Annotated in this window: 18 protein-coding genes and 1 pseudogene; 3 read left to right on the forward strand and 16 right to left on the reverse strand. The window is 36.3% G+C overall.

Annotation, left to right across the window (positions count from 1 at the left end; translation table 11 throughout):
* From istA to IE080_RS08515, 3 genes are all read left to right on the forward strand, one after another.
* A partial coding sequence (gene istA / locus IE080_RS08505) for an IS21 family transposase (protein ID WP_189580691.1) occupies positions 1–1,498 on the forward strand: 1,498 nt, incomplete at its 5' end.
* Between the two features lie 74 nt (positions 1,499–1,572).
* A complete protein-coding gene (gene istB / locus IE080_RS08510; protein ID WP_262893054.1) occupies positions 1,573–2,274 on the forward strand; it encodes an IS21-like element helper ATPase IstB in 702 nt (233 codons plus the stop codon).
* A 115-nt stretch (positions 2,275–2,389) separates the two neighbouring features.
* Positions 2,390–2,599: a hypothetical protein gene (locus IE080_RS08515; RefSeq protein WP_189580697.1), complete on the forward strand. Its 210-nt coding sequence runs from the start codon at positions 2,390–2,392 to the stop codon at positions 2,597–2,599.
* Positions 2,600–2,965: 366 nt separating this feature from the next.
* Here IE080_RS08515 and IE080_RS08520 read toward each other — a convergent pair whose 3' ends face one another.
* The 16 genes and pseudogenes from IE080_RS08520 to IE080_RS08590 form a co-directional block, all read right to left on the reverse strand.
* On the reverse strand, positions 2,966–6,190 hold the full coding sequence (locus IE080_RS08520; protein WP_189580700.1) for a type I restriction endonuclease subunit R: 3,225 nt from the start codon (positions 6,188–6,190) through the stop codon (positions 2,966–2,968).
* Entirely contained in the window at positions 6,187–6,651 is a 465-nt protein-coding gene (locus IE080_RS08525; protein WP_189580703.1) for a hypothetical protein, read from the reverse strand. The genes IE080_RS08520 and IE080_RS08525 overlap by 4 nt, the downstream gene beginning before the upstream one ends.
* The gene (locus tag IE080_RS08530; protein WP_189580706.1) at positions 6,641–7,048 is read right to left on the reverse strand and encodes a helix-turn-helix domain-containing protein; all 408 of its coding nucleotides are present in this window, start codon (positions 7,046–7,048) and stop codon (positions 6,641–6,643) included. The genes IE080_RS08525 and IE080_RS08530 overlap by 11 nt, the downstream gene beginning before the upstream one ends.
* Positions 7,049–7,060: 12 nt before the next feature.
* Positions 7,061–7,579 (reverse strand): hypothetical protein, encoded by a 519-nt coding sequence (locus tag IE080_RS08535; protein WP_189580709.1) that lies wholly within the window; start codon positions 7,577–7,579, stop codon positions 7,061–7,063.
* Between the two features lie 84 nt (positions 7,580–7,663).
* Positions 7,664–7,867 carry a hypothetical protein gene (locus IE080_RS08540; RefSeq protein ID WP_189580712.1) on the reverse strand — a complete coding sequence of 68 codons (204 nt, stop codon included), beginning with the start codon at positions 7,865–7,867 and terminating at the stop codon, positions 7,664–7,666.
* A complete protein-coding gene (locus tag IE080_RS08545; RefSeq protein WP_189580715.1) occupies positions 7,864–9,984 on the reverse strand; it encodes a DUF262 domain-containing protein in 2,121 nt (706 codons plus the stop codon). The genes IE080_RS08540 and IE080_RS08545 overlap by 4 nt, the downstream gene beginning before the upstream one ends.
* Positions 9,977–11,872, reverse strand: a complete 1,896-nt coding sequence (locus tag IE080_RS08550) for a DUF262 domain-containing protein (RefSeq protein WP_189580718.1) — start codon at positions 11,870–11,872, stop codon at positions 9,977–9,979. The genes IE080_RS08545 and IE080_RS08550 overlap by 8 nt, the downstream gene beginning before the upstream one ends.
* Positions 11,873–11,875: 3 nt before the next feature.
* Positions 11,876–13,051: a restriction endonuclease subunit S gene (locus tag IE080_RS08555; RefSeq protein ID WP_189580722.1), complete on the reverse strand. Its 1,176-nt coding sequence runs from the start codon at positions 13,049–13,051 to the stop codon at positions 11,876–11,878.
* Positions 13,052–13,220: 169 nt separating this feature from the next.
* Entirely contained in the window at positions 13,221–13,508 is a 288-nt protein-coding gene (locus tag IE080_RS08560; RefSeq protein ID WP_308428159.1) for a GxxExxY protein, read from the reverse strand.
* Positions 13,509–13,637: 129 nt separating this feature from the next.
* Positions 13,638–15,707, reverse strand: coding sequence for a type I restriction-modification system subunit M (locus IE080_RS08565; protein ID WP_189580725.1), 2,070 nt, complete (start codon positions 15,705–15,707; stop codon positions 13,638–13,640).
* 372 nt (positions 15,708–16,079) lie between these two features.
* Positions 16,080–16,238, reverse strand: a pseudogene (locus IE080_RS19730) (DUF6804 family protein); the annotation flags it as partial.
* A gap of 39 nt (positions 16,239–16,277) precedes the next feature.
* Positions 16,278–17,759, reverse strand: a complete 1,482-nt coding sequence (locus IE080_RS08570) for a BACON domain-containing protein (RefSeq protein ID WP_189580728.1) — start codon at positions 17,757–17,759, stop codon at positions 16,278–16,280.
* Positions 17,760–17,769: 10 nt separating this feature from the next.
* Positions 17,770–18,708: a rhoptry family protein gene (locus IE080_RS08575; RefSeq protein WP_189580731.1), complete on the reverse strand. Its 939-nt coding sequence runs from the start codon at positions 18,706–18,708 to the stop codon at positions 17,770–17,772.
* 15 nt (positions 18,709–18,723) lie between these two features.
* A complete protein-coding gene (locus IE080_RS08580) occupies positions 18,724–19,641 on the reverse strand; it encodes a hypothetical protein (protein ID WP_189580734.1) in 918 nt (305 codons plus the stop codon).
* On the reverse strand, positions 19,638–22,229 hold the full coding sequence (locus tag IE080_RS08585) for a hypothetical protein (protein ID WP_189580735.1): 2,592 nt from the start codon (positions 22,227–22,229) through the stop codon (positions 19,638–19,640). The genes IE080_RS08580 and IE080_RS08585 overlap by 4 nt, the downstream gene beginning before the upstream one ends.
* Before the next feature lie 5 nt (positions 22,230–22,234).
* Positions 22,235–23,554 carry a hypothetical protein gene (locus tag IE080_RS08590; protein WP_189580737.1) on the reverse strand — a complete coding sequence of 440 codons (1,320 nt, stop codon included), beginning with the start codon at positions 23,552–23,554 and terminating at the stop codon, positions 22,235–22,237.
* Between the last annotated feature and the right edge of the window lie 7 nt (positions 23,555–23,561).

The following is a 23,561-nucleotide window of genomic DNA, read 5'->3' on the forward strand; positions in this document are numbered from 1 at the left end:
AATTTTATTTAAACAAAAAGGTCTGAGCAACCGCAAGGTTGCCGAACTTATGGGGATCAACCGAAAAACGGTTGACAGTTATGTAGGTAGGTTCAAGGAACTATCTCTTGGTTATTCCGAACTTTTATTGCTTGAAAACAGCGATCTGGAAGATGTTTTCAGTAAAAACGGTCAGACCGAAAAGCAGAGATATGAACAGCTTTCAGGGATGTTTTCCTTTATCCAGCAAGAGCTCCGCAAACCTGGGTGTACCCTTCAGATTCTATGGAGGGGATATATTGAAAAAAATCCTGACGGGTATAAATACAGCCAGTTTACCTGGCATTACAGGCAATGGAGTAGACGCAACAATGTAAGCGGCAAGCTCGAACATCTGGCAGGAGAAAAGCTTTTTGTTGACTTCTGCGGCAAAAAACTTCATTATGTTGACCGCAGTACAGGGGAACAGATAGCCGTAGAGGTCTTTGTTACCGTCCTTCCCTGCAGCCAATATACGTACGTGAGGGCCGTTCCGAGCCAAAAGCGTGAGGACTTTATAAGCTGCCTGGTTTATTGTCTCGGATGGCTCGGAGGGGTTCCGTACGCCATTGTTCCGGATAATCTCAAGTCAGCTGTAAGTAAGGTGTCTAAGTATGCCCCTGTCCTTAACAAAACTTTTGCTGATTTTGGTCTGTTTTACGGATGCTCCCTGGATCCGACCAGGCCTTACAGACCGCAGGATAAGGCTCTTGTAGAACGTGCCGTCACCCTTGTGTACCAACGCATATTTTATCCCATTCAGCAGCATACATTTTTCAGTCTTGCCCAGCTCAATGATGCTATTGCGGACAGGCTTGTGGAATACAATGATTATCTGTTCAGTCATGGAAACGGCAGCCGCAGAAGTCATTTTATAGATACCGAAAAAGCTTTCCTTCAACCTCTGCCTCAGGGGATATACAGTATCAGGAATTATAAAAGGGGTACTGTCCAAAAAACATCCCATGTTTACATGAGTGAGGATAAGAACTATTACAGCTGCCCATACCGCTTTATAGGGCTTTCGGTGGAGATACAGTATAACCAGGATACCGTGGAAATATTCTACCGCAATGAAAGGATCGCCTTTCATAAGAGAAGTTACAAGGCCGGGACGTATACAACTGTCGGGGAACACATGCCAAGCAGCCACCAGTACTACAACAACTGGAACCCGGAATACTTTGAAAAAAGAGCAGAAAAAATAGGACCTGATACCAAAAATTACATAAGTCGGCTTATCAGTCAGTATGACTACCCTGAAATCGGATACAAGCAGGCCCAGGGCATACTTGGTCTGACAAAAAGCTACACCTCTGAACGGATTGAAAATGCCTGCAAAAGGGCATTGGGGTTTGAAAAATCCAGCTATCATACCATTGAAAAGATATTGAAAAACAAAATGGATATAACAGACCTGTTTTCCGGACAAGACCATGTAACACCGGACCATAGAAATATCAGGGGCTCATACAAATGATGCCCCCAAGATTACTCAACCACTTAATTACAAGATATATGAACCATTACAGTACAATCGAAAAAATGAGACAGATGCGTATGTCAACCATGGCTGACCTTTACAACAGAAGCCTGACTGAAAATCTTTATAGGGAATATTCTTCTGATGAACTGCTGACCTTTCTGGTTGACAGCGAGTGGGAGTCCAGAAACAACAAGACCATTGACAACCTGATCCGACAGGCAAACTTCAGACAGAGTGTCTCACCCACCGACATTGATTATCATTCCCCACGGAAACTGGACAGGTCGGTTTTTGAAAAACTGCTTGGACTCGGTTTTATCAAGAACAGGGAAAACATTATCATCACAGGAGCTACCGGATGTGGGAAAAGTTATCTGGCACAGTGCCTTGGCATCAAAGCTTGCCAGTTTAGGCAAAGGACCCTTTACTATAATACCGCCCGCCTGTTCGACGCCGTAAGGCTTGCCAAACTAGAAGGAACTTATCACAGTCTGATTAAAAAACTGGAAAGAACCCCCTTACTGATATTAGATGATTTTGGTCTTGCACCAATGGATAATCAGGCCAGGCACGCATTAATGGACATCATGGAGGACCGTTATGAAAAGAACTCAACTATCATCGCCTCACAGATCCCTGTGGAAAAATGGCATGAAACCATTGGTGATAACAGTATCGCAGACGCCGTACTCGATAGGCTCGTTTACTCCTCACATAGAATAGAACTCGAGGGAGATTCAATGAGAAAAAAAAAGAAATTGGACGTTTGATTTAATTAACATTAATTGCAGTAGGAAAGTGGCCCAATGATTCCCGTAAAAAGTGGCCCACTATACTCCGGAATCAGTGGCCCAGTATCGCCGGAATAGACACATAAATCTGAATATGGAATATATCTATGGAAAAGGAGAAAATTCAAATCCAAAAATCAGTTTCAAATTCAGGTATGAAACTATTTTTCTTGATTTTAATAGACACTTAGGAAAATTTGGTTTTTACAGAAATGATCAATCACCTCCTTCAGATAATGTTTATGTATATACTGAAATTGAAGATGCGGTAGATGCTATGATTAAAGAAAACAATCAGTCTTGAGGGGAAAAAGGCTCTAGAAGTCAAAAAACGCCTTTGATTACTAAACTTCCAGCAATCTCACTCCCTTTCCAAAAACCAAATCCCCGTCCCCAACTGAAGCCGAAATACCCACCGATCATCGACCACAACCCGCTGATGCATCTGCTTGATGCCTGGGGTCTAACCAAAAAATACAGCCACAATCAGGGGCATTCTGTGATACAACTTTGCTCACAATAATACGGCCCTTCTATCCTCCCATCCGAATAATACTTCGCCCGCAGGCCATTCATAGACACAATGGTCTGACTTAAGAGTACCTGCTGACAGTCAGGACAATGAAATACCTAGGTGGAGCCGGTGAGCATGTCTTACTATATTAAGTCCTTAATAAGCCCCATACAAACTTCTTCCACCTCCATAATACTGACTCTTCAAATGATCATACACCAATTGGGTTTTATAATCCAATTCCTCTGTTTGATAAGAATAGGGCATTTGATTGAAAAGTGTATTGTTAACTAAGTTAAAGACGGAAGCAGCAGTACCTGACTTTTCAGCCCATAAATCTATTTGGAGTTTGTCTTTCTTAAGGTCCTCCAATAACTCAATCGCGACCCGCTTAACGTCCTCCTTTTCCGCTTTGGTCAGTTCTTTTCCTGATTTTAGTATATCAAAGATGGCTTTTTGTTCCTCAGTCAAGCCTTCTCGCTTGGTATCCGCTTCTTCAGCGGAATAAGAATTGACAAGTTCAATCAATTTCCTAAATGTCTCTTTGATGACGACTTCGTCTTTTCCTCTATTGTATGCTTCTATGATTTCCTGATAGCGTTTGTAATAATCGACGGTCAATGGATTGCGTTCTACCATTTGTTTGAGCTGCTTCTCTACCTTTTCTTTCAATGACTGAACAGCAGCATTTTTATTTTTGGTTTGTGAAAAGTACTGTTCCAACAGCTCAAAATTCAATCCACTGAGGTCAATGATTTTTTCTTCATTGTGCCCAGGTTCAGCAACCATGTTCTCAATGGATTGATCTACTACCTCCTGAATCTTACGCATAATATCGGTTACATCTGCACTTTCAATATTGTCATCAATCGCAGTGTAAATAACATCGATGGCGTTTTTCCGTGGTGCATAGTGATTCAATACTTTGTCAGGTTGCAATGCCTTGTACTTCTTGAAAACCTCCCTTCCCAAAACCTGAAACTTCCTCTTGGTTTCGTCATTGGTATAAACAGCGTTTACAGCTTTTTCCATGGCTGCGAGTTTGTGCAGACCATCCGCCTGGATAAGTTCTTGAAGATCAAAACTTACTTCGTCCTGTAAAAAGGTTTCCGTTGCCTTTAGGGCCTCTTCCAATTGCTGAATAAGTTCTTCTTTGGGTTTCACAGGGGGTTCAGGTTTTTCACCCCCACCACTAGGTTCTTCTCCTCCTGATCCATAGATGGCCAAAGCATCCAATAAGGCGGAGTATGTTTCTATATAATCCACAATCAAACCGTTGTTTTTGCCTTCACTGATGCGGTTGGCCCTTGCAATGGCCTGCATCAACGTATGCGACTTCAAAGGCTTATCCAAATACAAGGTAGAAAGGGTGGGCACATCAAAGCCTGTAATCCACATGGCACAGACAATTACAAAGCGGAAAGGGTCATTTTCATCTTTAAACCGTGTTTCAAGATCCTGGGTGTTCATTTTCTCTCTATGTGGCTCAATGTCCAAATCCCATTTCTGAAACTTTTGGATTTCGTTCTGCTCAGAGCTTACCACCACACAAATCTCCGTTTCCTTTATCCACTGCAGTTCACGGCTTTTTTCCAACACTTCCTGATCACCATATTTCCCTCTGGAAATTTCTTTTTCCAGTTGCGCCGCATAAGCATGCCAATGCGTTGTAATCAGGTCATACATTTTTACGGCAGTGAGTTTATCCAATGCGACAAACATCCCTTTACCTTTATAACCCCGATTGCAAAAATGCCAAACGGCATCCTTGGCAATGGCATCCAATCTCTTTTTTGCAGTAAGTATTGGATATTCACGGGAGAAAAGTTGTTCTACCCTGCTACGTTGGTCGCTGTCCAAATCCTCGCTTTCCGCATCGATTACAGACCTTATTTGCTCGTTGATAACGGGATTTTTCAATCCCAAATACTCTCCTCTGTTTTCGTAGTAAAGCGGAACGGTGGCACCATCATCCACACTTCGCTTGAAATCGTACCGGGAAACATAATCACCAAAAATACGCTTAATAATTTCATCATCTTTGAAAAGCGGAGTTCCGGTAAATCCAATAAATGAGGCATTGGGCAATGCATTCCGTAGATTCATCGCCAAAGTTCCACCTTGTGTACGGTGTGCTTCATCTGAAATGACAATGATATTATCCCGCTTGGTGACCTCTTCTTTAAAATTGAAATTATGGATAAGTGTAAAGAGATATCTGTTTTCAGAACCTAACAATTCTTGCAGATTTTTGCCACTGGAAGCTTTAAGAGAAGTTTTATTACCTGTTTTAACAGTAGGTACAGCCCCAACTCCGCTAAAGGTACCATATATCTGATTGCCCAACTCTGTTCTATCGGTAACAATTAAAAAAGTATAACTTCCTGTAAACTTATGATGGATTTTTTGGCAGAAGAATACCATGGAGTAGGATTTTCCACTTCCCTGGGTATGCCAAAATACACCGAGTTTTTGCTTCTCTTCCAAAATGATTTTACCCTGCTTATAGAGCCCTTCTTTTTGCTGTATATTCTCAATGGCCTTGTTGACCCCGATAAACTGATGGTTACGGGCGATGAGTTTTACTACTTTGCCCAGGGAATTATCAAATAAGATAAAATTCTCAAACAAATCCAGAAAGCGCTTCTTCTCACAAACACCGACGATGATCCTGTCCAAAGCAACAATACCTTCATCTTCCTCTGTAATCCTTTTCCACTCATGAAAGTGTTGATACTTACCCGTGATGCTTCCAATGCGACTTTCAATACCATTGCTTAACAGTACAAATGCATTGTAGTAAAAAAGTCTGGGGATGACATCTTTATAATCTGTGAAGTTGTCGGTATAGGCATTTTCCAATTTACGGTGGGCTGCCTTTAGCTCAATGAACAACAAGGGAACACCATTGACAAAACCGATAATATCCGGTCTCCTTTCCCGGTTGCTTTTACCCTGAATCCAAAGCTGACGCACAGCCAAAAAGTTATTTTCCTCCGGATTATCAAAATCAAAAATCTTGATGGTCTTGTTCTTAACCTGCTCGCCCTTTTCATTGACAAAGTCAACTGGAATACCATTGCGGAGCATCTGGTGTTTTTCGTAATTGATTTCAGCCAATGACTTGGTGATGCTTTCCTCCATCAGTTTTTCATAGGCTTCTTCATACGCTTTAGGAGGCAATCCGGGATTAAACTGTTTGATTTTCTCCAGGAAAATCTTTTTGAGCACCACTTCTTTTTTGTTCAGTCTGCCCAGAGTGCTGCCTTCGCCAAAGCCTTCTTTGTTGTAAGCTAATAGCGTATCCCAGCCCAACTGATTGAAAAATAAATCAATCGCTGTTTGTTCTATTAAATTATCTTCAGAGTATTCCCAAGTCATCCATTTTTCTTATTGTGAAGCAGCTTGTTCGGGTTAATAATGGGCAAGACAAAGTTTTGCAATGCCGTACCTTGTAAACGGGTTAAAAGAATGCCTCTTGATGTGGAATAGGTTACAGATGAAAGTGCATTGGCTAATCCGGGATGCAATTCAATTAAATTCTTGTCATCAGGTTTTGCTAAGTCATTCAGGTTTTCTACGTGATAGATAAAAACTAAGTGAAAATTTCCGCTGGCTTCTTTGGCATTTTGACCTTTGCTCTCCGTTTTTATTTCAATCGTAAAGTGCGCTTTTACGAGTTTTTCGTCAAGGTTAAAACCTAATTGCAATGAATTGTCTAGATGATGTCCCTCAATATTTGCAGTTTCAAATTCTTCGGGCACATCTACCTGGCCTTTCACCATCTTAAATTCTACGATGCTGATTTTCTCAGGGTCAAATATGTTGTTGTTATCCGACATTACTTAATGGATTTAATTCATTTGCCTTCTGCCATTCAATAACTTTTGATGGTTTGGCAGGTTCATTTTTTTTATAGACGACAAATGTGTGGACACTTCGACTATAGCCACTAATAAAAGTAGCGTGTGGTTTTCGCTTCGGCACTTCCATTAAAGGTTCGCCTAATTCAGCCGACAATTTTGCCAGTGAACGCAAGGTGAAATTATGCTCACCGTTCAGCCATTTGGAAATTTCAGATGGTTTCTTGTCCATCTTTTCTGCGAGTTCCTTTTTGCTGATATTGTTTTCACGCAATAGCTGATTGATGCGAACCACCAGGTCGGCATACCAATCCACAAAGATGTCAACATCCTTTGGGGTGTTGTCTAATATTCTTTGAAAAACCTTGCTTCTCATATTTTTTGTCTTTTAGATTATTATGTCATCGCTGCCATCATAATAACGGAATGCTCTTTGGTCAGCTGTAATGTAAATATCTTTTTCTCTTAATGCATCCAAAATGCGTTTGGCAAAAATGTTGGCTTCCTGAAATGCCATACTTGTTTTTCCTCCTTGTGCTGTTTCGGATGTTTTCTCACCTCCGTTAAACAGCACCACCAACGTTTCTGAAATCCGCAAACAATACAGGCGAAGGGGAAAATTGCCAAAATTGATGTAAAGGTCTTCCACTTTGTATGTGCCAGATGGGGGAAGTGCTTGAGCTGCATTTTCAAATCTGAAGAAATCTTCCAACGCACCCATTTCATCTCCAATCTTGTTAGAGATAAACTTTGCCAATTCCTGCATTGGCCGTTGAAAGGTGCTGTCGTTTTCATATTTCACGAAAAACTTATCGGTTTCCGAAAGGGCAGCGTCCTCCCACCTTACGGTGTAAAAGGTGCAAACTTGCCCTTGGTCGTCAAATATTTCGAGTGCAAATGTATTCACTTATAACTGAATTATGCAAGTTTTTGTTTCACTTTTAAGTTAATTGTTGCAAATTAAACGATTATTTCCTACTCCATCAAGCATTTACACTTCTATTTGTCCGTTCATTGGTTTAAGTAATAAAATTTCCCGTTCCTCCAAGAGTTCGGTTTTTTTGATTTTTATAGTGCTGCCTTCGCCAAAGCCTTCTTTATTGTAAGCCAATAGCGTATCCCAACCCAACTGATTGAAAAAATAATCAATCGCTGTTTGTTTTATTAAATTATCTTCTGAATATTCCCAAGTCATGCTATTTTTCTTTTAAGTTCATCTAGAGGGTTTACTACTTGCTCTTTAACCTTTTCCCATAGATCTAGATTTCCCCAATCTCCTTTAAAGTTTCCCTTAGAATTATAGATTATTTGATTCTCATCTATAAATAGCCTTGAATATTCAATCTCATCACATATTATTACTCTCTCTCCTTGTGACCATAGTTCTTCTGAAGAAATAAAGAATGAATAAAAAATTAGCTTTTCACGCAATGAATAACCAGCAGATAATGCGATTACTGAATTTTTAATATCTGTTTTATGTTTTGTCAAGAATTCATTTTGTAAATCATTTAAGCGTAATTCTAATGTTTTTCCAATTAGACTGTCTATAAATGTTTTAAATTCAACCTTTCTTATATTTCGTTTCCAATCAGAAAAATCATAGCGTTTGTGATAGTAAGAAGTGTCTTTCCAAAAATCTCCATAGTGTAAGAGTATCGTTTTTAGTAACGGAGAGCCAGACTTTGTGCCATTTGGAAATAGTTCAAAAAACGTGTCTCTCACGTCAGTAAGTTTCTTAATTGTTGTTGAATCATTTAAATCAATTAAATGGGTTATGTTTATATTTCCGACATCACTTCCATCAAGATTTAAAGGATGGTCTTCGATTTGCCAGATTAATTCTTCCTTTTGTATAAAGTCAATATCTTCTTTTATACTACTCAGAAAAATGTACTTAACTGACTCTTCAATTGTTCTTAGCTTCGTATCGGTTTCCTCCTCAGGACTAATCTCAGCTGTATCAATCGCTTGATATAATGACATGAAAATTCCATTGTGTATAATTCCATTTACTGTCATCTTTAATGTTAAAACTGATCTATTGTTATTGCTATATCTGATGAAGAAAAATCTCAAAACACGATAAAGTTCATTTATATTAATTTCTTTTGACTCGCTCTTTAATTCTATTAAATAGTACAACCAAGACCAAATAAATACCATCCTGTTCCTTTCAGTTGACTTGTTTTTATCTTTGTAATCAACCATCCAGTCAGTTTCATTTTTATTAATTATTTCCCAGATTTTATCAAAGCACTTTTGTATCCAGTCTGAATAGGAATAATGTTTTTCGAATTCGCTTCTTTTGTCGATAAGTAGTTTAAAAGCAGTTATGTATTTTTCAACTTTTTCAAGAGTAAGTAGCTTTTGAATATCCTTTTCTGCATTATCCCAGTTGTCATAGTTTAAGTACGATTCTAATCCGGCAATGCAGGATAGAAATCCATTGAATCCTTTATCAGCGCTTGGGTTAGGGTTGGTTTTATCTCTGTTTTCCCAAAAAAATTGTTGCCATTCTTCCCATTTTTTTCCCCACTCATAAATTTCAGAACCACCCACCATCAAAGCCGCTTTGGTAACTTCATTGTCTGCCAATTCCTCACCACGCGCATTCATGGTGATATAAAGTTCTTCGCCTTGTGATGTGGCTTCTGTTTTAAAATGCCAGAAAACCACATAGTTAATAATGTGATTGAAATACCTTGTATTATCAGAAAAAATGTTTTGAATAAACCCTAAAGCATTGCGAATAGATTTTATACTAACATCATTCTTGTAATCTTTAAGAAACCAGGTTTGTTTGTCAATATTTTGTATTTGCTCAATTGAATCAACTTTTTCAATTAATTCAAGCATAAATCTCTTTGTTAAATCTCTCACCCTGAAATCAAAACACATGCGTATTTTTTCTTCAAAACGAATCAGTGTCAGAAATTCTTCTTTGCGGTTCTTACCATCTGATCTGGTTTCCTTCAAGGCGCAATAAAAAAGCAAAAGAAATAAGGTGGTAAATCTTTGCTGACCATCAATTAGGTTTTCATCTAAAAATCGGTCATGTTCTATTTTTACATAATCCGGTTTGTATGAATACAAAAATCCAATGTTAATTTTATTTTCTGAAGAAGGTAGATTACATTCATTACAACATAATCCAATTTTATTTTTTAAATCGGATAAAAATTTTGTGATGACTCCTTCATTTTCTCCCCATACATACTCTCGTTGTATTTCGGGAACAATAAAATTGTTCTGAGACAATAACGTCAACAGGTTCTCCTCCTTTAAGTATGCAGATGCTTTTTTAGCCATTGTTAGTCTCTTTTACGGTAAAAAAATCTGATAAAACATTATAAATTTTATCGGCATTAGAGGTTATATCCTGCATCGTCCAATCATTTAAATCTGAACTTTCGGTTTGCTTTACAAATACTTTTAGCGTATGCTGTCTTACATAATGCCCATTTTCAGTATTGTTAATCACACAAATTCGTTTATTTGCATAGTAATCATTTCCAAATCCTCTGTTGATACTCAGATGTAGCAATACAAGATTACCAATTGAATTGATGGGTCTTTTTTGATGGATTTCATTCTTTAAAGAGATCAATTTTCCATTTTTTTCTTCCGCAGTAAAATCTTGCCATTCATCGTTTTTAATTTCCCATTTTATCAATTTATCATATTCAGATCCAACATTTAGTTTGTTAAGGTAATCCTCTATACTTTTCATTGGATCTTTCAAATCCTTGAATTTTTTTTCTGTTATATCCAAAGGTGTTGACGGGTAAATATGTTCTTCATCTTCTTTATAGTTTTTGAAATATAGAGGTTTTAAGAACGGAAGTGGTACTCCCTTGTCTTTTTCCTTTGAATGCTCGATAATATCTAAAAGAAGCAATATTTTTTGAAGTTCAGGTATCCCTTTCCAGTAAGTAGGTGTATTGCTATTATAATCTTTAATTTTATGCAACAAAAATGTGATACCTGAATTTTCTTCGTCTCCCTCTTTTGGTTCAGGTCCAAATACTGCTTTTTGGATTTCTCCTTTTAAAAAGTCTATAAAATTTAATCGGGTTATATTTTCACTGTTCCACTTCTCCCAAACTTTAGAAAAAGCAATTACTCTGAGTGAAAACAAGAATCCAAGAAAATGATAAATCTCCCTATCCTCATACCAATCTTTTAGTGTTCTATGAAGCCCAATAATAGAAACGTACAATGACAATGCATCGTTTTTCTTAGTATCCGAATCTGTTTTTTTAGGCTCGAATATCGTAAGGCGAATACTCTTTTCTTTCTTTTTCTCTGCCCAAAGCTTATAAAGGCAGTTTATAGGGTGTTTTTCCTGGTTAAATTTTATAGTTTCTTTTTCTCCTGTTTCAATATTCGTAAAGGATTTGAAATAAGCCTTTACTTCGTCTTTACTCCACCATGTATTGATTTCGTCTAATTCCCAACCTATTCGTACCCTTCGTTCATTTAATCTTACAACGGTTTTAACTTCTGATGAATCATACTCTTCCATTTCTTGTTTAGCAACTCTTGTAATCAAGATAGCACGAATGAGATCTGAACCATCTAAATGAACCCTGCCTGCATTAAGATTCATAAATAATTCCTGCTCTTCAATACCTGAAATACGATTTACTATCAATTTGACATTATTAAGCAACTTATTCTTGAAAGCGTTCTTATCTATTTTATCTTCTCTGCCAAACCAACTATTCATGCATCTAATTGCGGTATACATGAAATAAATATCTTGAAAGTCGAAGTTCCTTTCTTTTATAAATTTCTCAAAAGATTGACTTTCAATAATATTTTCAATGAAATCATCCTCATTGGATATTACTTTTTGAAGAAAAATATTGGACGGTTCTCTTACAGCATAATGTATTTTGTTTTTTACAAGTGCTTTTTCATCAAAATAAGAAAGAAGTAGAGTAAGTGTGGTCAATCGTTGCTGTCCGTCAACGACATTAAAATTCCCATCTTTCTCTACAAGTGTAATGTTTTGCAAACAATAAAATAGGTCATCATCCCCACCTGTTTCAAATTCGTGAATATCCTTTAGCAATTGTTCAACTTGCTGTTCTGTCCATTTATAGCCACGTTGGTATCCAGGAATATTATACAATTGACCATTATTCACATAGTCCTGAAATACACTTTTGACACTATATATTAAATCAGCCATAATCTACACTTCTATTTGTCCATTCATCAATTTTGGTAATAAAATATCCCGTGCCTCACGGAGTTTGCTGTTTTGTTTTTGCAGTGTAAGAATAAGGCTGAATGGAGCTTCAAATTCTTCTGCAAACTCATTTAATATTTCTTGATTTGGAACAAAGACTTCCATATTCTCAAACTTGCTTTTATTAACATTCGTGAAAGTCGAACCATTGCTTCCTAAAGCATCAAGTTGCTCTTTCATTTGCGACATTAACGCATAAAAGAAATAGACATTTTTCGGCTCATCAAAAACAATTGAATTGATTTGTTGATTGGTTTGACTTGGTTTAGAAGTAATCCCGACTACTCCCGCTGTTCCAATGCAACTTACACAAAGGCTTAATGGTGGAAGGAATTTTTTTCCTTGTGATTTTGCTCCAAGCTCACTTAACATTTGGTCTGTTTGCTCAATAAAAATTTGATTGTGCATATCTGGAGTTTTAATGAATGGCACATCATCACCAAAATAATCACCGATAGTGGTTGAAGGTGTTTTACCTGTAATTATATCTCCAAAATCAGACAGAATATGCTTTTCCAATTTCTCTTCCTTCACAATCCCCTTATACCTCAAAAACGCTTTCTCCTCCAGCAACTTTATCCGCTTCAAATTATTCTCTATCAAATCATCATAAGCCGATAAAATGGAGGCGATTTTGCGTTGGATGGGGAGTGGGGGAAGCTCAAATGAAAATTCTTTTATTAAACCCAGTGCAATTCGCACCTGATTTGCAGCTCCTCTTCCAACCGATTTTACATACCCCTGAAATAAATCAGATTTACCCAAGTAGCCTAAATAGCCTTGATACAATATTTCGCTATTGGCTCTTATACATAAAGCATTTTGATTTAATAATGCACCTTCGGCAATTGAGGGAATAATAGTAGCTCTACCCGCTGCAGAAGCTACTAAGTTTGGATGGGAACCAACTGTAGCAATTACTAAATCTCCTTTGCGTAGCATATGTCTCCCATATTTATCCAAACTTGATTCTGGGATATAATTTACTTCGTTTAAGTCAACAGTACCGTTTTTCAGGTTCGTAACCTTAACTACTGGGATGCCTGTATTAGTGTATTCCTTATCACTCCAAGCTCCTCCGTTGATAAATTCTGCTATATCTCCAAGCCTTGCCATCATATAGCCAACTCTTTATAGTTTTCAGAAATGGTTGTCAGAATCACGGATTTTCTCGGATTTCTCAGATGGCACGGATTTTTTGATTTCACAGATTTCAAATCCGTCAAATTCTTTAATCCCTCTAATCCGTGATTCTGACAGTGTTTGTGATGCAGATAGTTATTCACTTTCATAATACCAGTCTTTTAAAGGTTAAACTCTTGCTGCCGAAATTAATAAGCAGCCCCACATCCAGTTTATATGCTTTCAGGTAGTTGAGAGCCTGTGCCCAATGCATATCTTCCAATTGTAAAATGGCCTTCAACTCTACCAATACTTTTCCTTCTACTACAAAATCGGCTCTTCGGGTTCCTATGGGTTCTTCAAGTTCTTTGTAAAATATATCCTGCTCAATTTCTCTTGCAAACTCCAATCCCGCTTTTCGCATTTCGTAGGCCAATGCCCGTTGATAAATCACTTCCTAGAATCCATTTCCCAGGAATTTATGCACCTCAAAAGAAGCCCCGATTATTTTTCCTGTTATGTCCTTATATTTTAATTCCGTATTCATAATCTGTGTAATCCTAAAATCCTTTTAATCCGTGATTCAGACGATTTGCTTGTAGTTTTCTGAAATCATATCCGCTAATCGAACAGCCTCCTCGTTCAGTCCGTCCAACTCAATGTGTATTTCGTTCAGGCGTTCTTCGTAGTCAAAATCATCATCAGTAGCGGTGTCCACGCCTACATATCTGCCTGGGCTTAGGCTCCAGTCTTTGGCTTCTATTTCTGCTTGGGTTACTACTTTACACAGCCCTTCCACATCGGTATAAACGCCTTCGGGGAAACGGCTCGTCAGCCAATGGGCTTGCTTGTAGAAATATTCGGTTTCGTGCAACAAGCCGGGTTCTTCTTCATTGGGGTTGCCGCTCAGTTGCTGTTGCAGGGCTTTCAGTAGGTCGAGCTGATCTTTCAGTCCAAGTTCTTTCCAGTCTTTGTTTTTCATGAGTTGGAACTCCTTCTGACCATTACCAATGGCATCCAGCAATTGCTTGATCAACTTATCCTGTTGTTTACGCAGCTGTTTGCATCCATGGGCTACGGCTTCCAAAGTAACTTCTTCAGCGCTTGCCTGCGCTGCAAGGGCTATTAGGTCTTCTTGCTGCTGCTCGACCGCATCCCAGCCATCCAAGACCAATGATTCCGCATAAGCTTGGGTACTTTTATCCTGCTCCGCGAGTTTTACAGCAAAATCCACTACTGATTGATGTACTTTTCTAAACTGTTCCTGCAAGCCCTTGACAGCCTGAGCTGTTTCTTTGGCCAGCGAAGCAGACGTTTCCAAATAGTCCTTTATAGTTTCTTCAAACTTTCGTGTATTTCCCCGGTATAGATTTACTATGCAGATGATGTTTTTCAGTTGTTCTGGACTGAAATCATTGATTTTGGAAGTGACTTTGCGGAAAATCTTCCGTGCATCGAGCATCAATACCTGATCCTTGCGTACTTCGTCCTTTTCCTTGGCCCGATCGTAAAACCAGAGCGTACATGGCAATGAACGGGTATAGAAAAAGTTGTTACCAATCGCCATCATCACATCAACGGCACCTGTTTTTACCAGCTTTTCCCGTATGTCTTTTTCGCTATGTCCAGCATCACTGGCCGAGGAAGCCATAACAAAACCAGCTCTTCCGGTAGGAGTCAGGTAATTGTAAAAATACTGTATCCACAAGTAGTTGGCATTGTCATTTTTGGGCAAGTTGACCTTGCCATCCAGAATCAGGCGTGGATCTTTTTTGACAGCATCTTTTCCCTTATCCACCCCGTCCACATTGAAAGGTGGATTGGCCATAACAAAATCTGCATTGCCCAAGAGGTCATGCTTGTCTTCGTAAAAAGTATTGCCTTCCTGAATATTTCCTTCCAGTCCGTGCACGGCAAGGTTCATCTTGGCGAGTTTGGTATTGAGTTCGGCTTTTTCTTGTCCGTAAAAAGTAACCTTCTCGGCAGGTTTCAGTCCTTCACTTTCTATGAAATAGCCTGTTTGTACAAACATACCCGCAGATCCGCAAGCAGGGTCAAACACAATACCGTGATCGGGTTCAATCACATTCACAATCGTCTGCACCAAACTCATAGGCGTAAAAAATTCTCCCCCTTCCTGTGCACCGGTCATGGCAAATTTGTTGAGAAAGTATTCGTAAATCTTCCCGAATAAATCGCCTTCGGCTTTCTGCAATACTTCTTTATTGAAAATACGGAGCAGTTCCCGCAACAAGTCTTTACTGAAAATGGAGAAGTTTTTGGGCAACACCCCTTTGAGGTTGTCGTATTCATCCTCAATCAGCTTCATCGCATGGTCAATAGCTTCTCCTATTTCAGCGCTTTCCGGAAGGCTTACCAAGTATTCGAACTGTGCTTGTTCGGGGAGGAACATGGCATTTTTTTCCTCAAAGTCTTTTTTATTGACAGGCCGTCTTCCCCGAACAGGATGAAAGGGCAGGCTCGCTTCCACTTCCTCCTTGGCTTTTAGGAAACGGTTGTAGGCATGTCTCAAAAAAATAAGCCCCAATACGGGCATGGAGTATTCAGAAGCCGTCAATTTACTATTGGCTCTGAGCTGATCCGCAGCTTTCCATAATTCGGCTTCCAGTTGACGGAGTTGTTTTGCTTGCATTTACGTGTTTTTTAAACTTAATCCTGGGTAAATTATGATTTACCTATTTACAAATTAATAAAACTATTGGTTATTCGACACATCCTTCCGGCGCTATACCCTGAGATATTCCTTCAGAGTTACATTCTTATCTACAGATAGATTGACTTCCTGTTTAGATTGTACCAACCAACCCGCCTGCAACAATTGTTAGTCAATCAAGTCTCTTGCGATTTGCTCAGGGTTTTGGTTGGGTTTAGGAGTCATAGTACGCAGTAGAATTCAAAAGTGAAGGGCCTACTAGAGCCCTAATTATTATTGATTTACATCTTTCAATAATTACTAAAAGCCAATTTAAAGAATTTTGGCAAGAAATGGTTTGTTGGAAAGAACCTAATTTTTCTTCCTTAGAGAAATCAACAGGCCCACCCCAACTATCACATCTACAATATTCCAGAGTTCCCTACCTAGCGGTATCTTAAAGAGAGGTTGAAATAGTAAGGCCAAAGCCCCATAGACAAACATTTCACTTTCCTTCCTTTCTTTATTCGCTTGAAATGCGAATTATCCGAAAACTACAAATCTAATATTTTAAAACATATATGCTACATTTAACATTAAGTTTTGATAGGTGTAATCTGGTGTACCTATATAGAAAAAACCTTCAGCTCCTTTAGTATAAAAGCTTCTTGAACTTTTCCCAAAAGTAAATTGTAGTCTTTCAACTCTCATGCCAACCCCATATTCAAATATTAAAGGATAAGCAGCATCATTGGTGTTACTGCTTTCAAAAAATGTAAGATTTGGTCCTCCAAAAACAAAAAGATTAAACGATTCTGAAAAATTCAATCTGTACTGTAAATGAAGAGGTAGTTTGACTGAATAATAATCAAACGAAGAATCACCAAAAAGAGAATTCCCTATGTTGTCCGTATAAAAATCGACAAAAAAACCTACTTGTATTCCAAACCCGTATTTCAAAAGAGGATTTACAAAAAAACCTATATTTAGCCCTTCTAATTGAGATGCAGAATTCAAACTTCTATTGTTGATTGGATCAAAGACTAATCGATTATAGCCGAGAGAAAAACCCAGAATTTCATTGGTAAGTGGACAATTGAAACAGTTTTCTCTAGGCTGTGGCTTTTGGGTATTAGTTTTTGTTGTAGTTGCTGTTGTTGTTTTGGGTGCAACATTTTCAAAAACTGGCTTCTTCCCTTCATTTTGAAGAACCTGAACATTTACTTCTTTATCTCCCGCTATTATTTGAAATGAACCACGTCTCTGTGCAGTTGTATTATTCTCAAGGCATACAATTATAAATGAATCAGCCACCTTTCGCTCTATTTTTATCCAAGAAGGCAAATTAACTATCGAGTATGAAGAAGCATTAGTAAGTACTCTGATAACTTCTTTTGTTTCTTTTTCTCCCTCAAAGATAAAACCTGTCTTTGACAAAGAAATCTCAATATCAGGAACTTTCCCTTCCTGTAAAATATTTATCTGTTCTTTCTTCCCTTCGGCTTGTATGATTACCTGACCTTCTCTTTGTGTCAGAGCAGAGTTATCCTCACAAACAATTAAAACTCCATAATTATTTATTGATGCCTTGCACCAAGATGGTGTAGATATAATACTGTATGAACTTGCATTGGTCGTTACTAAAACATCAACTGATCCCCCCTTTGCACTAAAGCTCAAAGAATTTTTTGATAGTTTAAGGGAAATTAGTTCAGCTCTACATTTTTCTAATTGAATCCTAGCTAATTCATCATTAGGGTTTTCTTTAAGTACATTTTCGTAAAGAGTAGCTGCATTTTCAAAATCCCTTTTTTCAAAAAAATAATTAGCTTCAGTTGTCCATTCTAAGCAACTTTTTGCTCTAAGGATATTTATCTCAATTAATTGCCGATCTCTACCAGTTGCATTCCTAAGTGCAGCTTCAAAGTTTCGAATGGCACAAGAATAATCACCTAAATTAAAACATTCATTTGCTCTCGAGAGTGATGATGCTTGGGAAAATGCATACTCCGAATATCCAATGATAAAAATGAAAAAAAGAAAACGTAGCATAAATGTATTTTTAAAGTTTAAGTAATAAGTCTGTTATATCGGCATCTGGATTAGGATGCTTTCTCCGCATTACTTCAAGAGTTATCTCAATTAAATAGGGATAATTATTTTCCTTTAAATCGTAATTAAAAGTGAAGGAGGATAACTCTGTTAGAATTTTACCAAGTTTGGTGTTTTGTATTTCTGTCGGCATACCTCTAACCAATTCACTTTGGTCTATTTGGTTGATTTTGGCAAGAGCGTTTTTCAAACCTTGATTAACTATTTCATAATCTTGGATTTTTTTACGCAATTGATTAGTTAGTTGTGATTCTTCAGAAATAACATCTAGGTTCTTAAGTTCCAGATTCACTTTGCTCTTATCAAATTTTTCATGAAGAAGATTTTCAGCCTTGTGATAAATAATGAGCTTTTCCAATTGCCCCGCAACTTCTGAGGTTTTACTTACAATTTGAAAGTCTTTTTCGACCGAATACTTTGTTGTAATCCTAATCAAGTCGTCAAAAGAAGTATTAGCATACTTTTGAGAGATCTTATCTAATAATTCAATTTTCCCTGCTTCTTTTTCCTGTTTGGCAAGAGTTATTCCCTTATTTTTTTCTGAAATAATCTCGTTTTTTGCTGTTCTTAACTCACTCTTTAAAAGACCAATTGAATCGCTTTTCAGTTTGAGTTGTGTCTCTATACTTCTTTGACTATTCTTGGTTTTTTCAAACTCTTGTAAACGACCATTTAGAAGGTTTAAAGAATCCCCCCTGACTCTGTATCGTTCTCTTAATTGTAGTAAGCTACTTTGAATTCCTTTTGAATTATTTTGCTCAAGTATAATTTGTCTTTTTAAACTGTCAATTTGAATAGCCTTAGATTTAATTTCCTGAATTGGGTCGGTTTGTGCATTAATAAAACCTATGACAAAAAAGAATAGCCCTATAAAAATTAATTTTTTCATAATTGCTTTAAAGTTCTATTGTGGACGGTTAAAGTGATTATATGCTTTTTGAGCATCGCTATCCCATTTCCTTTTTAAGGAAAGATATTCTTGATTGAATCTAGAACTATTGTAAATATCGTTGTCTATAGTTTCAATTTCTTTGGAGATTGGAATGAATACATTATCTGCATAAGTACGCTGAGAGTTAAAATTTATATAAGCCCCAGACCAATTGTTGATTTTATTATCAAGATACTTTACATGGGCAGTAAATAAAATCTCGGGAATATTCCCCAAATCTTCATTTAATCTCACACAATTAAAAAGATAGCGATTTCCAAATCTAGATTGATTGATTTCCAGAGAGCTATTAATTTTTTCTGTAACAATATCTATTGGAAACCTATCTGACAATCCTGTTTCAAGATAACTAAAGCTTTTACAGATACGGATAAAGGATTCTATTTCTTCATACTGACTGATAATCCTTTGAATTTCGCTCAGCTGCCTTTCTACTTGACTTTGTGCAGCTAACAAAGGGGAGCGTCTCAAGGAAAGACTTTCATTTTTAATAAAACGTAAATCTGCTGGATCCCATGTTAGATTATTGAATACGTAATAGGCTTGAGTTACAAATTTTTCAACATAAGTGGAGTAAAGTGATTTTGTTAAATTTAATTTTACTTGCTCATTTTCTGTTGGATTACTTCCTAACCTGTCATTTGTATAATAATCATTAATCAAATATTCAATTTCAGCATATAAAGACTGACTAAACCTGCTTTCAGGTACCCCTGATAATTCTTTGATTTTACCATTAACATTCTGGATAAACTGATTATCTGATTCTTCTACAGGAGGAGGAGGTGTGATTTCATTACTCCAATAGAAAAAACCAAAGACTATAGCAAGCCCTAAAATTACAAGTAAACCTATTTTAATATTTTTCATCTTTTGAGTTCTTTTATGGTAAGCTCTTCGGAATTTGGCTTTGGGATTTCCAAATATTTGTTAAAAGCATCTTCATCTTTAGTTATTTGTGACAAATACTTTTTAAGTTCACTATCCTTTAATACAGGGTCCTTATTAACACTGTCTAATATTTTTCTATAATCCTGTGTCTCTCTTTTTTGGTCTTGGATTAGTTTCCAAAAATTTTGATATATTTCAATACTATTTAAGTGTACACCATTTGCTTTTAAATTTTCTAATTTATTGAAACTTAATTCATCACCTTTTAACTGAATGGTTATAGCATCGTTAGGCGTTGTATTTTGTTTTTCTTGTGTTTTTCTATTTCGACTTTGTTCTTTATTGGTACTTTCATTGGGAGTTATAAGATTTGTTGAAATTGTTGTCTCATTATTTAAATCGAGTGAATCAATCTGTATTTCAGTTGATTTTTGGGTCTCATTGATGATTTCAGTTATTTCATGTAGTAGCAGAGAGTTTATATTTCGCCTATTAGTTAATTCATTATTGATATTTATCAGGTTAGTACTGTCCAATTCATCTATGAGATTTTTGAATTCCATTTGATTTCGAGAAAAGTTAAATCCTTTTAAATCCAAAAATTCTACGTTATCTATTTTTTCTCGAATCATGATTGCAGAGTCAATTCTTTCTTTTAAGATGCTCCAGTTACTTAACTCTACCGAATCAATACCTAGATTTTGGGATTTTGAAAATAAGTTATCAAAAAAGCTTAACTTTTTTGCTTTAGGATATTGCAGTATCCACTCACTTTCATACTCTTTAAGTTTGCTTAAAATAAATTCATCTCCCTCTAAATATTGAGTTATTTGGTTTTTTGTAGGTGATTGCTTTTTATTACTTGCATAGTAATACCATCCACCAATTCCACTTGTCAACAACAGGATAGCTCCAACAACAATAGAAGCTATAATTTTGGGTTTACTAAGCCATGACCTTTTTTCATACTTTGCCACAAGCTGACCAGCATATTCACTATTATTCTGCCAAGGTCTTAGGCTAAATCCTTTAAACTTGTATCCCTTATGCGGTTTGATAAATCGAGTTACATCACTTCCATCTTTGTCATAGGTAAAATCAGGACAGCCCTCTACCTTTACTCCAAAATCCCCTGCACTTATTTTGTATCGTGGTTTATTTTGCTTTTTTAATGGGATTTGGACCTTATCTAAATCTCTTGGACAGAATTTTATTGTCCCGGAAAATTCACCATTCTTATTTTTATATCTGGCTATTACGATATAATTATTATCAATTTCATTTTCAAAAAATTCTATTTCCCCATCTTGTGAGGATTTGTTAGTCTGTTCTATTTTTATAAATAGATCCTTAGCGGGAATTGGACTTTTTTCACCTTCAATTTGGCCTAAAAAATTTACTATTTTACTTTCATCTAAATAAATTTCTAATTCGTAAATATTTTTTGGATAAAAACTTCTTTCTTCAGAAGAATAATTCTTTCCTTTTTCTGCTGAAATAGCCCATGATTCACCAATTTCTTCGCCTTTAAATACTAAGATTTGGTTTGATTTAAGATCTTTATTTTTATCCCTTGATGACTTACATAAAATGGACACATCCCTAACATTCTTGTCCTTCCTTGTTGAAAAGCGAACAGGTATTTCTTTTTTTTCAGGCACTAGGTATTCCTCTCTCTCTATTACCTCATAGGCCAATGATACTTTGTTACCTTCTAACTTTAGGAATTTATGAATATCAGAATTTGTATCACTTAACTTACCTGATACGGGTTTAAAAGAAAAAAACTCTTTATCGCATATTAACAGTAGGTCATCTTTTGCCCTGATTACATGTTGATACTTATCGTTTGAAAGTAAACGATCATTTGCAAAAAGTTTACATGGTTTTGAGTGCTCTAAACCACTTAAGTAATAGTAATCGTTATGAAGGTCGATATCTTTTAATTGTATACCTGAATTTCTTATTACCTCCAAAAAGTTTGTTAAATCTGACTCATCCTTTACATTTAAAAAGTAAACTTGTTTAAATGATAAATATTCTTCTTGATAAGGTTTATCAAAATACTTCTCTACATCAGACTCACTAGCAAGTAAAATATATGCAGCCTCCTTTTCACCCGAAACAAATCGGGGATATTTGTTTTTTACTAATGTAGTTTGAAATTTTTTTAAAATATCATCCACATAGGACCAATCTTCTCTAATTACCCGATCATTTATACCTTGATTAACTTTGCAATCAAAGACGTATTTTTTAATATATTCATCAGATAATTGATCCAGAATTAATTTAATATCTTTTCCACCATTGGCCAATTTTTCATTGTCTGAAATAAAAAGATCAAATGAAATATGGCCGATAGCTTTATTTCTTAAGGAGTCTCTTACAATTGTGAATTTTGAAAAAATACAACCAGTTTCAGCGAAGGCAATTGAGTAACCTGCCCTCCCAAGACAACGATCATTATTTGAATTATTACGAATATCAATAGAAATATAAGATGGATTATTCGTTTTAAACAACTTATTCCATCCGTCTTTTGTACCATGAACAACAACATCCATAATGCTTATTTGTTAAAAATGTCTAAAATGCTTTTTTTATTCGGTTTAATTCTGCGTAATAATATATCTATTAAATTTTCAGATGTTTCTGGGTCAAATGAACAAATTTCATTAAAATAAACAGTTCCAAGAGAGAAGTGCGTACCTAGGATTTTCCCGGAATTTATACTATGCTCTCTACAGCGGTTTCTTAAAGAACTAACAAATGAATTAAAATTTGCATTTTGCAAATACTCCTTCAAATGATTCTTTCTTTCAGCTTTATCGCATGCCATTAAATCACTCTTAGTGATAATAATGTAGATTGCATCTGTATGTTTTCTGAAAATATCATTGTTTTGAAAATACGTTGCGGCAGCTTCTAAATAATTGGCTTGAGTATATCCCTTACCGTCTTGTCTGTTTTTGTTTTCAAAGTCTATGAAAAAAAAATGGATTTTTCTATTGTCGCTATTTAAAAAATTCAATAATGAATTTAAAGTTTTTTGATAATCTGGGTCCAATTCTAAATTTGCATTTATTGAATAAAAGCATTTAAAAATCTCGCCGCTAAGCTCGATTAAAGAAACAGACCGAGGATCCTCATCCCCTTTCCGAATTGTAAATGGCAAATATTGAGTACTGTCAGTTGTTGTTCCTGCGGGCAAAAATGAAATGGGATTGATGAAAATATTCCTTAGCCTATTTGTATAATCATATCCTGGACCAACCGCAATTTCTAAGGAGTTATTTTTATGTGCTGTACTTAATAAAGCAGACAAAACACACGTTTTACCTGAGCCTGGAATACCCCAAAAATAAACTTCTGTATATCCTTCGGGTATAGAATCAGGAGTTTTACCTAAATTTAAACGAGGGGTTTCAATATTACCAAGACTTTCAATGACTTCATTAGGAATACCTATTTTTAATAAATCCTCCCGCAAAATGGTGCCTTTTTGTAATAATCCTAAAATTTCATTGGGAGTGTAATTATTTAAGTTTTTTTTAAGAAGCTCTAATGTTTCTTTCTTTGTTCTTTCCTCTTCAGCGATTTTATTTCGAAACACTTCTATATTGGACTTCGCCTTTTGGATAAATTGTCCGTATGGATATGCCTTAATATATTCATTACAGCCATCTTCAGTATTTTGATGTTGATTCCAAAAATCTTTTTCTTCTTTGGACTTTGCTTCAGTTAGCTTAATTATAGCGTTTCTCTTACTTGCAGGCAAATCACCTGTACTTCTTAGTTCCTCAAGTGTAACTAATCCAGTATTAATAAATTCAAAAAGCTGTTCTGATCTAAAATCCTCTATTCTCTGAAGTATCTCCTCTTTATTCATTTTTATA

This window comes from Mongoliitalea lutea (assembly GCF_014652135.1).
GTDB classification, from domain to species: Bacteria; Bacteroidota; Bacteroidia; order Cytophagales; family Cyclobacteriaceae; genus Mongoliitalea; species Mongoliitalea lutea.